Genomic DNA, 12,118 nt, shown 5'->3' with positions numbered 1-12,118 from the left:
TTATTGACTAATTTATGACTGCGGCATTATTGCACAGGGCTCAGGGCCTTGAAAGAAAAAGCTGTATAAAAACACAGTGAGCTGGTTATAATAGCACCATTATATGTTGCTTGCTCGCGCTGTTGTTTGCTTCCAAATACTCAGTTTAAGCCCTATTCGATCAGGGGCGAAGCATGATAGACTTCGCGATTAAGTATAAACTTTCAATAACGGTCGCTGGCCTTTCCCAGCACCGGTAATGAGATCGGAGTGAACTATGGCCAGTCGTGGCGTAAACAAAGTTATCCTAGTCGGTAACTTGGGTAATGATCCAGAAATCCGTTACATGCCAAGTGGTGGTGCAGTAGCCAATATTACCATTGCCACCTCTGAAAGCTGGCGTGACAAGAACACTGGTGAACAGCGCGAGAAAACTGAATGGCACCGTGTGGCGCTATTTGGCAAGCTAGCTGAAGTAGCTGGTGAGTACCTGCGCAAAGGTTCTCAGGTATACATCGAAGGTCAACTGCAGACGCGTAAGTGGCAGGACCAAAGTGGCCAGGACCGTTTCACAACAGAAGTTGTGGTTCAGGGCTTCAACGGTGTAATGCAAATGCTTGGCGGTCGTCAGGGCGGCGGTCAGGGTATGGGCGCACCTATGGGTGGCGGTCAGCAGCAGCAACAAGGTGGTTGGGGCCAGCCTCAGCAACCAGCAGCAGCACCTCAGCAGAACTTTGCTCCGCAGCAACAGCAACAGGCTCCACAACAGCAGGCTGCTCCTCAGCCTCAGTACAACGAGCCACCAATGGATTTCGACGACGATATCCCGTTCTAAGCACTTGCTGTGTTGTTCGGTCGTTGACCAAGATATTAAGCCTCGCTGTTGCGGGGCTTTTTATTGCCTGCTAATTGCTGCCAGCTAGCTTTGGGCTGGGTTGGACTTGGCCTTGATAAAATCGATGAACAGCTTGGTTTTGACGTGGTTGTAGTCAAGCTTGGGGTAGTAGGCATAGGCTGAATTAACAGGTTGTTTTAGCTCAGGTAACACTGGCACCAAAAGGCCTTTGCTCAGCTCTCGCTTGACCGTATTTTCACCTGAAAGGATTATCCCCATACCGGCAACAGCCGCTGCCACCAGTGCCTCGGGGTTCTGGGTGGTGAGATTTCCCTTTAGCCGCAACCTGACATCATTTTCGAACATGTGTTCTTGTTCGTGGCCATGGGTGCCGTACATCAGGCAGTTGTGCTGCGCCAATTGCTCCGGGTTTTCAATGAGTGGCTTGCCTTCCAAATAGGAGGGGGAGGCATAGAAGCCATTGCTGTAGTTGAACAGCTTGGTCGCAATGTAGCTTGATGAATTGAAGTCGGCCAATTCCTTACTGATAAACACATCTAGGTTGAGATCCGGCAGTTGGCCTGGAGTAATGGTATGTAGCTCGACCTGGATATTGGGGTACTCCTCGATAAACTCGGCCAGGTAGTTGACCAGCAAGCGGCTGCCAACGGCCAGCGGCGCACCTATCCGCAATACCCCACTGACTTCCCCGTAGGTAGAGGTCGTCTCTGCCAACATCTGGTGCCAATCATCCAACAGGCGTGCGCTGCGCTGGTAGAAAAGGCGTCCGGCATCGGTCATGGTTAGGCTGCGGGTGGTCCGCTTGAGTAACTGTACGCCGAGCTGCTTTTCCAGCCACGCCAAGCGCTTGGATAATGCCGAGCTGGAAGTGTTGAGCTTGGTAGCGGCCTGGGCAAGAGAGCCCTGATCGACAACAGTGACAAAGCTTTTGGTGCAGGTGATCCAATCCATGTTTGTTAATTACCCTATAGCGCTGGTGGGAGAGCTGAAGATACCGACTTCCCTACATTACCATGAGTTTATGCGCTGTTCAGACTGTTTCTGACTCAACTGGAGTTTAAGAAATTGTTAATTTGTCGACTTTAGCACTGACAGTATGATCGATTGAATGGTATTTTGCTTGCAACAGACGTCCGTGCCTGAGCCTGGTAATAATCATCTATGGCTAGGTATCTATTTGACTAAAAGAGTTTTTTTGGCTGCTTATGAGAAAAGCTTCAGGGATGCGGTTAACAAACCGCCTAGTTGCCTTTGTCACATTAATTGTTATTTGTGCCATTTTCGTCATTTTTATTGGCGGGGCGGTGAGTTTTCGCAAGTTAGGACAAGACTACCTGACCCATTATCTTGATGGTGTGGTGGAAGTGATCGATCAGGAGTTGGCCGATCCCCAAGGATCGCAAGCCATCTCCCGCTGGCTCCCCAAACTGCTGAAAGCCAGTAATGTGGTAGAGCTCGAGGTCGGCAGTAGTGCCGGGGTAGTCTATGCCTTCGAGGGGCTGCAGCCTTTGTCGGACCGCAGCATCCTGCATGAGAGCCGTTACGAACTTGAACATAATCCTGGTTTCACCGTCACGATGAAATCTATCCCGCCTTATACCGAGTTTACTTACTCCATCGGGGCGATGTCGTCGATAAGCTTGGCGATTGCCATCATTATCCTGGGATTGGTGTGGGGAATGGACTGGTTGCGGCGACAGTTGCATGGTTCTGAATTGCTCGAGCATCGCGGCCGTTTGATATTGGCTGGCCGGGTCGAAGAAAACGAAGTGGGTGACGAACAGGAGTGGCCGGCAACGGCCAGTTTGGCACTCGACAAAATGATTGCCGAGCTCAAAGATGCCCGCCAGGAGAGGAGCCGATTCGATACCTTTATCCGAACCCATACATTCCTTGACCAGTTAACGGGTGCAGCTAACCGGGTATTGTTTGATAGCCGTTTGCAGTCGATGCTGCAGGATCAAGAGACTCATGGTGCAGTGATCCTAATTCGGATCACCGACTGGGAAGAACTGCTGGCAGACAAGGGCAAAGCCGAGGCGGATGAATTGATCCAGGATGTCGGCGGGATCTTGTCGAACCTGATCCAGCGTTATCCTGATACCGTGCTGTCACGTTATTTCGATGCCGAGTTTGCCATATTGCTGCCGCAGCAACCGGCCAAAGAGGTCAAACAATTTAGCAATTCGCTGATGAATGCGCTGGATAGGCTTTCGCCGCCGGCACCGTTGGAGCCGGATAACTGGTGCCATATCGGTGTGACTTACTGTGCCAGTGGCGAGCGCCGTGGCCGGATCATGGATGAGGCGGATATGGCCCTGCGCAGTGCCCAATTGCAAGGCTCAAACAGTTGGTATGCGTTCAAGAAAGATCAGCAGTTCGAAGATGCCCGGGGCAGTGTTCGCTGGCGGACTTTGCTGGACGACATTTTCAGCAGTGGCGGTCCAGTGATGTACCAGCAGTCGGTCCAGTTGGTCGATGGTACTCCGCTGCACAGGGAGTTGCTATCGAGGATCAGGGATGAAAATGGCATGTTGATCAAAGCGTCGCGCTTCCTGACGGCGGTTGAGCAGGTCGGTTTTAATGCCCGTATGGATCAATGTGTGGTGACCAAGGCATTGCATATGCTCAAGAGCGAGCCGATCACCGAGTCGATTTCGGTGAACCTGAGTGTTGAGGCGTTGCTTGAGAAAAGCTTTGTTAAGTGGTTGCGAGATGAACTGTTGCAGACCCCGCGTACGGTGCTCAACCGATTGTCATTTGAAGTGCCTGAAGGGGGATTGGTCAAGCATCTCGATGCCATGCGCCCAGTAACCCGAATGCTGGTTGGGCTTGGCTGTAAGCTAGTGGTTGATCAGGCAGGGCGGACCATTGTCAGTACCCACTACATCAAAGATATCCGCGCAGATTACATTAAGCTGCACCGCAGTTTGGTACGCGAAATCAACTTGCGACAGGAAAACCAGTTATTCGTTAGAAGCATGCTTGGCGCCTGTGCCGACTCCGATGTCCAAGTGATAGCTGTCGGGGTAGAAAATGCGCAGGAGTGGCAGGTTCTCAAGCAGTTAGGCGTAAACGGTGGGCAAGGACGTTACTTTTCCCCTGAGATCTCAACAGAGCATGATCCTGCTGGTAATAATAACTCACGGAAATTGTTTGGAAAAAATACAAACTAGAGCAAAAAAATACTATTCATAATGGGAATTATCATTATAATGGTCAAAATATTGACACATGCAGTCAAGAGTTCTATGCACCTGCAATATTTCCTGATTTAAGCCAGTTAATCCCAAGAAGCCTGAAATGATAATAAATAAATTGTTTAGGAAGAAGACACATTCTCCTGCGGTGGGAATGGCCCTGTTCGCCGATACCGTGGCCTTGGTTTATCAGGAAGGTAAGACATGGGCAACTGACGAGCAGGCTGTTTCTGGTGTTGCCGGGTGGGCGGGTGCGATTCGCTCACTGGTTGAAAAACACCAGCTCAAGGGGGCGGAGATACGACTGGTATTGGGCCATGGCTTATACCAGAGCATGTTGATCGATAAACCAGAGCTGCCACGGGAAGAGTACCCGACCGCCTTGCCATTTTTGGTCAAAGAGCTGGTCAATGAATCACCGATGGAGCTGGTGGCGGATGGCTTTGTTGCCCCACTCAAAGATCGCCTACAGGCATTTTCAACCCAGAGAAAGCAGGTTGAACAGTTAGAGAAAGCCTGTCGAGAGGTGGGGTGTGAGCTACTGTCGGTATCTGCCGAAGAGGTCGTATGGGGGCAGCTAACCGCCTTTGAAAGAAGCCAATTGGTGCTTCACCGCCGAGGCAAAACCAATCTGCAATTGTCCGCATTCAAACATCAGGTACTGTGCTTCCAACGTCAGCTTCGTGGCTTCAGTGTGCCATTACTGGCAAAGGATGATACCCAATCACTAGAGAAAAACTTACAGCTTGATGGGTTGGCGCTGGAGCTACAGCGCTCGCTGGACTTCTTAAGTGCCCAGTTGCGTGATGCTCCTATCACGCAGTTGCTGATCTCTTGTGATGACGATGATGACAGCGAGCTAGCCCAAGCGCTTAGCCAGCGCCTCAACGTCAACGTTGAGCCGGTGACACCTTCCCATCCTAGTTTGGCAAGTAATGCCGTACGTGTTGCCTATTGTGCGGTGATTGAGCCTAACCATGTCGGGATTAATTTTTACAGTGATGCCCTAAAGCCAAAACTTGAACTGTTGACCCTGCCCAATATTGTCATGAGCTGGGCGGCTATCACAGTGATATTAGGGGCATTGGCTGGTTGGTTTAGCTGGCAGGGTTACCAACAACAGCAAGAACTGGCAGCGGATAAGCAGCGGTTGCAGCAAAAGACCGCCGAGGTTGAGCAGGCCAAGGCAGCTTTGGCTAAACACTTGCCGAGCCAAATCAAAGTGGATGTGGCCCATGGTCTAGAACAGCACCTGGCCGACAAGCGGGCAGCGCTGGAAGCGATTGCTTTGCATGACAGCAGTTTGCAGGTCGGTTATGCCGGAATGATGCAGCAATTATCGTCAGCGGCGAGTGGCGATATTTCAGTACAGCACCTGAAAGTCAAAGGGCCGCAGCTCAACCTTGAAGGACTGGCACGCACACCGGATGCCGTGCCGGCTTGGCTGCAGGAGTTCAAGCGATACCCATCGCTGTCGGATCGCCGCTTCAAACTGATGTCTTTGGGCAGGAACAAACAGAACATCGTGACCTTCAAGTTGTTGGCAGAGCGAAACCAGCCCGCCGTACCAACAGGTACCCAAGGAGTCGCCCAATGAACCAGTGGCAGACACTATGTGACAAATTTGAATTGCTGACCAAGCGTGAGAAATGGCTGATTGCCCTTTCGGGGTGGATAGGCCTGCTGTTTGTCGGCTTTGTTGCCATTATTGAACCCCAGATAAAAGCGGTTGATGCTGCCAAAGGGCAGTTGCAATCCGTCAAGAATGCGTTGATCACCAACAGTAATCAGCTACTGGTGATGCAGCGCAAGCTCAAGGGCGATCCTGATGCGGAAATCGATGAACAGATCATCTTGCTGGAGCAGGAAAATGCCGATCTCGATGAGCAGTTGGATGGCCGTGTATCGAGCTTGGTGACCCCGGTACAGATGTCGGCGCTGATGGAAAAAGTGCTTCAGCATTCACGTAAGCTCAAGTTGCTGTCGCTGGAATCACTACAACCAGTTCAGTTGGTTGGCGGGGAAGATAAAGGTTATTACATCCACCCTGTCAGGCTGAGCCTGCGAGGCCGCTATTTTGATTTGATTAGTTACCTCGAGCAATTAGAGGCGCTACCGGTCCAGTACTACTGGCGCAGTTTGGATTACAAAGTGGATAACTACCCTTGGGCCGATATCCAGTTGGAAGTCTACACACTCGGGGTAAGCGAGGACTTTATTGGTGGTTAGATTAGCAGCGATAGCCATGGCATGGCTAATGATGGCACTGGTACCGGTACAGGCAGCGCAGGATCCGACAGCGCCTTTGGGCTGGCAGGCGCCAGCGGTCAAGTCTAGTCCGTCACGGGCACGCCTGCCGCAGTTGCAGGGCATTTTTTGCGATCAGGATGGCCAGGCATGCCGGGCGATTCTTAACAGTGTGTCTGTCGGGACCGGCGGGCGGATCAGTGGTTATACCTTGAGCCAAGTGACAGATGATTACGTCATCTTGCAACGGGGTGGTCGGCAGTGGCGACTAGATATGTTCGCCGATAACGTAAAGTCAGAGTAGAACAATAAGTGGTAAACATGCGTGGATTAATTGTAGCTGTTGTCATAGCTTCCCTGGCAGGATGCTCGACCAATATGGGACACCGTGATCCGGTGGAAGTGAAAGGTGCCCTGAATCAGGCCGCCAACGAAGCGAACAGCAGGCCGTTGATGGATTTGCCGACAGCGGTAAGCAACGATTTGATGCCTGGCCTTGATGGTATGGACTATGCCAGCCAGACAGTGCTTGAAAAGCGCTTCAGGGTCAACGCCCGCAATGTTGAAGCCAAGGCTTTCTTCGGTAGCCTAGTGAAAGGGACGCCTTTCAATATGGTGATCCACCCTGAGGTCCAGGGGCGTATTTCCCTGACTTTGCGTGATGTGACGCTAGATGAAGTCTTGTCTGTGGTCTCTGATATCTACGGGTACAACACCACCCGCAAGGGCAATATCATTCAGGTTTTCCCTGCGACCCTGCGTACCGAAGTGATCCCGGTTGACTACCTACAGTTGCAGCGTAGGGGTGTTTCCCTGACCACGCTGACAACAGGCTCGATTACCAATAGCGATACTGGCAACTCGGGTAGTTCAAGCAATAGCTCGAACAGCAGCAATAACAATAGTAACAACAGCGGTAATAACAACAGCTCAAGCACGACCACAGGTGGTACTACGATCCAGACCACGTCGGAAAGTGATTTCTGGGCCCAGCTAGAGAAAGCGGTACAGGCCATGATCGGTAGCGGCCAGGGACGCAGTATTGTTGTTTCGCCTCAGGCGAGCTTGATCTCGGTCCGTGCGTATCCGAACGAATTGCGTGAAGTAAAAGAATTCCTCGGCGTTTCCCAGAAGCGCCTTAAGCGTCAGGTGGTACTTGAAGCCAAGATCATGGAAGTCACCTTGAGTGATGGCTACCAGCAAGGGATCAACTGGAGCAATATCACCAAGAGCATCGGCGGCACAGATATTATTTTCGGCCGCGGAAGTATCACAGATGCCAATGGCAATATTCCAACCTTACCGGGTGCAGACCCGATTGCTGCGCTATTGGGCGGTCAGACCAACATTACTATCTCTGACGGTAACTTCGATGCGGTGCTGAGCTTCCTTGATACCCAGGGTGATCTAAACGTGCTATCTAGCCCACGTGTCACTGCGGCGAATAACCAGAAAGCAGTGATCAAAGTCGGTAGTGATCAGTACTTTGTCACTGATGTATCGGGCGGTGAGGTTAACAGCGATGGTGGCACGGCTTCGCCAGATATTGAGCTGACGCCATTTTTCTCCGGTATTTCTTTGGATGTGACTCCACAAATCGGTGATGAAGGCAGTGTCTTGCTCCATGTTCACCCTGCGGTTATCGATGTTGAAACTGAAGTACGCGACATTGCCCTAGGTGAGACTTTTGGTACTTATCAGCTACCACTGGCCAAGAGCTCTATCCGTGAGTCTGACTCGGTGATCCATGCCCGCTCTGGTGATGTGGTGGTGATCGGTGGTCTGATGAAATCTGCAACGACCGATCAAGTCTCAAAAGTCCCGTTATTGGGTGATGTACCTATGCTAGGCCACTTGTTCCGTAACGTGAACAAGCTGCAGACCAAAACCGAATTGGTGATCTTGCTGAAACCGACAGTCGTTGGTGAGCAGACCTGGCAACAGGAAGTGGAACGTTCTCGCGCCTTGATCAACGAGTGGTTCCCTGAAGAGGGCTAAACCATGTACCTCGAGCATTTCGGCATGGTGTCGGCGCCATTTGGCCTGACACCCAACACTCATTTTTTCCATGCCTTGCCGCCGCATCTGGAGGCGATTGATACCACCTTGGCGGCGCTGGATATGGGCGAGGGGATCATTCAGATCGCTGGGGAAGTGGGCACGGGGAAAACCCTCGTGTGCCGGATGCTGATCAATCAACTTCCCGAGCAGTTCGAGCTTGCCTACCTGCCGACGCCGGCTGAGAGTGGTTCTGCACTACGGGTGGCTTTGTCTCGTGAATTGGGACTGGAAGGCAAGGGCGATAACAGTCAGTTGGCAGATAGTTTGCAACAGGCACTACTGTCACGCAAGGCGGCAGGCAAAACCGTGGTGGTGATCATTGATGAAGCCCAGGCCTTGCCCGATGATGCCCTAGAGGCTATCCGCCTGTTGGGTAATCTGGAAACTGAGCAGGAGAAGCTGTTGCACATTGTGTTACTGGGCCAACCTGAGCTTGATAAACAATTGGCGAGGCAAGAACTGCGTCAGTTCCGCCAGCGGATCACTTTCCGTAGTGAACTAAGACCCCTAAACCTGGCTGAAACCATCGCCTATATCGAGCATCGATTACAGACCGCAGGCGTCCAAAAAGAGGTGTTTGCCTTACCACAGGGCAAGGCAATATGGCAGGCCAGTGATGGCATTCCAAGACTGATTAACCAACTGTGTCACAAGGCGTTGATCGCCGCATACAGTGAAAACAAATTAATGGTTGGACGTGATGAGGTGCTAGTGGCAATCCGCGATACCTTGGGCGCACGCCAGCCAAGATGGACATACCCGGTGCTGTGGGGATGGCAATAGATCATGAGTGAACTGAATAAAAAACTGAGCGCGCTAAGCCGCAAGCAGGGCCAGCAAAATGGCATGGCGTACAGTGATATCAAACCGGCAACGATAAAACCGGTGAAGCAAGCAAACTTGAAACCATGGGCAGCACTGGGCGTATTAAGCCTAGGTGCTGTGATGGGGATTGGTGGCTGGCAATTGTGGCAGAGCGAGGAGCCTGTGAGTGAAGTCGTTAAGGCGGTTAGCCCTGTAGCGACGGCAGAAGCCGCTTCGCCCTCATTCGCAGCAGAAGCTCCGTCTATCGCAAAAGCTGAAGTTGATAAAACAGAGATCAAAGTGGCTGAGCCTCAGGTTGTAGCCAATATACCCACGCTGGAACAAAAGGTTATCGAGCAGGAGCCAGCCAGTAAACCGGTTGAGATAAAAGCATCTGTTGTAACTAAACCAGAAACCAAAACGAAACCCGCTCCCACGGTCTCAGCACCAAAAGCAGTGACGCCAACAATCACGGCATCTAAAGCGCCACAACAAAAAGTCGCAACAGCACCGGTAGTGAAGGCAGCGAGTTCTCAGCCAATGAATCCAGCCGTGACAACTGATACTGTTGATGGGCTCCAGCAAAGTAACGAGATCGTCATAGAGGACGGTGACGAGAGCTTGATGATAGAAACCGTTGAGCTTGATTCAGGTCAGCTGGCCCAAATCGAATACAAGCGAGCAGAGAAAGCGCTTAAAGAGGGCGATAGCCGCAAGGCCATTGGTTATCTGGAGTCGGCTGTTAAATACAACCCTCAGTGGGTCACAGCCCGCCAGAAGTTAGCTGCATTGTATTACGGCAGGGGTGATTCGCGCCGTGCGATCACTACGTTGCAGCAAGGGTTAGTCTTGGACACTCATCAGCCGGATTTGCGCCTGACAATGGCTAAGCTATTGCTCAATGAATCACAGCAGCAGGCCGCACTGAATGTATTGAGCCAGATGCCTTCTTATACCCATAGCGGTTATTTGGCGATGCGTGGGGCGCTGGCTCAGCAGCTTAACCAAAATGATCTGGCCCTTAGCAGTTACCAAAACCTAGTGAAAGCGGAACCTTATGATGGCCGATGGTGGTTAGGGCTTGGAGTGGCGCTAGAGCGAGGGCAAGAGTTGGAGCAGGCAGAAGAAGCCTACCAACAAGCCCTGCGGATGGGACAGATTTCAGGTGAGACGCAACAATTTATTCGCCAACGTCTGGCGGTGCTGGCAAATAGTAAGGGGTAACCATGGCACTTCGACTACGTAAACGCCTCGGCGACCTGTTGATAGAAGAGGGGATTGTTTCTCAGGATATGCTTGAGCAGGCGCTGGACAACCAGCAATCAACCGGCCGTAAGCTGGGTGATACCCTGATCAGTATGGGATTCCTGAGCGAGCAGCAGATGCTGCAGTTCCTTTCCCGTCAATTGGACATCCCTTTAGTGGATCTTAACCGCCTGACGGTCGACACCAATGCAGTCGCCTTGCTGGCTGAAGTCCATGCCCGCCGCCTGCGAGCCTTGGTGATCAGTGAACATGACGGCATGGTACGGGTTGCCATGAGTGATCCGGCAGACTTGGCGGCACAAGAAGCCGTCTACGATCAGCTAGGCCAATACCGCATTGAGTTGGTGATTGCCTCTGAGCGCCAACTGATTACCGCCTTTGACCGCTATTACCGCCGTACTCAGGAAATCGTCTCGTTCGCCGAGCAGTTGCAAGCTGAGCACCAGCACCATTCTGAGTATGCTTTTGGCTTGGACGACAACGACAATGATGAAGTCACCGTCGTTAAGCTTATCAACTCGCTGTTTGAGGATGCGATCCAGGTTGGCGCGTCGGATATCCATATCGAGCCGGATAGCGATGTGCTCCGTATTCGCCAGCGAATAGATGGCGTACTGCATGAAACCCTGCTTAAAGAATCGGGTGTGGCATCGGCGCTGGTTCTGCGCTTGAAATTGATGGCGAGCCTGGATATTTCCGAGAAGCGCTTGCCGCAGGATGGCCGTTTCAATATGTCGGTACGTGGTCAGTCGGTCGATGTGCGTCTGTCGACCATGCCGGTCCAGCATGGCGAGTCGGTGGTGATGCGTTTGCTTAACCAGTCGGCGGGGATCCTCAGCCTTGAGCAGGTTGGCATGCCGGAAGATATCTTGCTGCGCTTCCGTCGCCAACTGCGCCGGCCGCACGGCATGATTCTGGTTACCGGCCCGACGGGATCGGGCAAGACAACCACCTTGTACGGCGCGCTTAGCGAATTGAACCAACCGGGCAAGAAACTGATCACCGCCGAAGACCCGGTGGAATATCGCTTGCCACGGGTTAACCAGGTACAGGTTAACAGCAAGATAGGCCTCAATTTCTCATCGATTCTGCGTACTTTCCTGCGTCAGGATCCCGATATCATCCTAGTCGGTGAGATGCGCGATCAGGAAACCGTCGAAATTGGTTTGCGCTCCGCCCTAACCGGTCACTTGGTTCTTTCTACCTTGCACACCAATGATGCGGTAGACAGTGCCCTGAGGATGATTGATATGGAAGCGCCGGGTTACCTAGTTGCCAGTGCCGTACGTGCGGTGTTGGCCCAGCGCCTGGTTCGCCGGGTCTGTAAAGATTGTGCAACAGAGCATGAAATAGAGCCGGACAAACAGCAATGGCTAATGGCTCGCTTCCCGCACCTAACCGAAACAACTTTCCGCAAAGGACGAGGCTGCCAGACCTGTAACTTCACCGGTTACCGTGGCCGTATCGGGGTGTTCGAGCTACTGGAAATGCGCCCGGATATGATGGATGCGCTGCGTGCTGGTGATGCGGTTCACTTCAGTCAGATTGCCCGTCAGTCTCAGGGGTATAAGCCCCTCATTGAGTCAGCAATGGAGTTGGCACAGCAAGGCGTTACCAGCCTTGATGAAGTGCTGCTACTTGGCGAAGGCGATGAACACAACAGCTATGTGTTGTAACGGCGGGTAGGGGCTTTTAGGGGTATAGC

The 12,118-nt window shown here is 52.2% G+C and carries 10 protein-coding genes; 9 read left to right on the top strand and 1 reads right to left on the bottom strand.

The genetic code is table 11. The annotated features are described in order from the left end of the window. Positions 1 to 256 precede the first annotated feature (256 nt). Positions 257 to 814, top strand: a complete 558-nt coding sequence (locus BIZ37_RS17820) for a single-stranded DNA-binding protein (RefSeq protein WP_107299970.1) — start codon at positions 257 to 259, stop codon at positions 812 to 814. A gap of 84 nt (positions 815 to 898) precedes the next feature. Here the strand turns inward: BIZ37_RS17820 and BIZ37_RS17815 are convergent, their stop codons facing one another. Then, positions 899 to 1,786 (bottom strand): LysR family transcriptional regulator, encoded by an 888-nt coding sequence (locus tag BIZ37_RS17815; RefSeq protein ID WP_107299971.1) that lies wholly within the window; start codon positions 1,784 to 1,786, stop codon positions 899 to 901. A 254-nt stretch (positions 1,787 to 2,040) separates the two neighbouring features. Here BIZ37_RS17815 and csrD point away from each other — a divergent pair, with 254 nt between their 5' ends. From csrD to BIZ37_RS17775, 8 genes are all read left to right on the top strand, one after another. Further along, the gene (gene csrD, locus BIZ37_RS17810) at positions 2,041 to 4,011 is read left to right on the top strand and encodes an RNase E specificity factor CsrD (protein WP_187462624.1); all 1,971 of its coding nucleotides are present in this window, start codon (positions 2,041 to 2,043) and stop codon (positions 4,009 to 4,011) included. 127 nt (positions 4,012 to 4,138) lie between these two features. Next, positions 4,139 to 5,632, top strand: a complete 1,494-nt coding sequence (locus BIZ37_RS17805) for a PilN domain-containing protein (protein WP_187462623.1) — start codon at positions 4,139 to 4,141, stop codon at positions 5,630 to 5,632. Continuing rightward, entirely contained in the window at positions 5,629 to 6,264 is a 636-nt protein-coding gene (locus BIZ37_RS17800; protein ID WP_187462622.1) for an MSHA biogenesis protein MshJ, read from the top strand. Before BIZ37_RS17805 ends, BIZ37_RS17800 begins: the two co-directional genes overlap by 4 nt. Further along, the gene (locus BIZ37_RS17795; RefSeq protein WP_370577388.1) at positions 6,257 to 6,586 is read left to right on the top strand and encodes an MSHA biogenesis protein MshK; all 330 of its coding nucleotides are present in this window, start codon (positions 6,257 to 6,259) and stop codon (positions 6,584 to 6,586) included. The genes BIZ37_RS17800 and BIZ37_RS17795 overlap by 8 nt, the downstream gene beginning before the upstream one ends. A gap of 17 nt (positions 6,587 to 6,603) precedes the next feature. Next, a complete protein-coding gene (gene mshL, locus BIZ37_RS17790) occupies positions 6,604 to 8,280 on the top strand; it encodes a pilus (MSHA type) biogenesis protein MshL (RefSeq protein WP_187462621.1) in 1,677 nt (558 codons plus the stop codon). Positions 8,281 to 8,283: 3 nt separating this feature from the next. Further along, positions 8,284 to 9,126: an ExeA family protein gene (locus tag BIZ37_RS17785; RefSeq protein ID WP_187462620.1), complete on the top strand. Its 843-nt coding sequence runs from the start codon at positions 8,284 to 8,286 to the stop codon at positions 9,124 to 9,126. Positions 9,127 to 9,129: 3 nt separating this feature from the next. Continuing rightward, complete coding sequence (locus tag BIZ37_RS17780) at positions 9,130 to 10,371, top strand: lipopolysaccharide assembly protein LapB (protein ID WP_187462619.1); 1,242 nt, start codon at positions 9,130 to 9,132, stop codon at positions 10,369 to 10,371. Between the two features lie 2 nt (positions 10,372 to 10,373). Continuing rightward, the gene (locus BIZ37_RS17775; RefSeq protein ID WP_187462618.1) at positions 10,374 to 12,089 is read left to right on the top strand and encodes a GspE/PulE family protein; all 1,716 of its coding nucleotides are present in this window, start codon (positions 10,374 to 10,376) and stop codon (positions 12,087 to 12,089) included. Positions 12,090 to 12,118: the final 29 nt, after the last annotated feature.

The organism is Photobacterium sp. BZF1, from assembly GCF_014349205.1.
In the GTDB taxonomy this organism is placed as follows: domain Bacteria; phylum Pseudomonadota; class Gammaproteobacteria; order Enterobacterales; family Vibrionaceae; genus Photobacterium.
The sequence above is the reverse complement of the archived record's forward strand: the minus strand, read 5'-3'. Positions and strand labels throughout refer to the sequence as shown.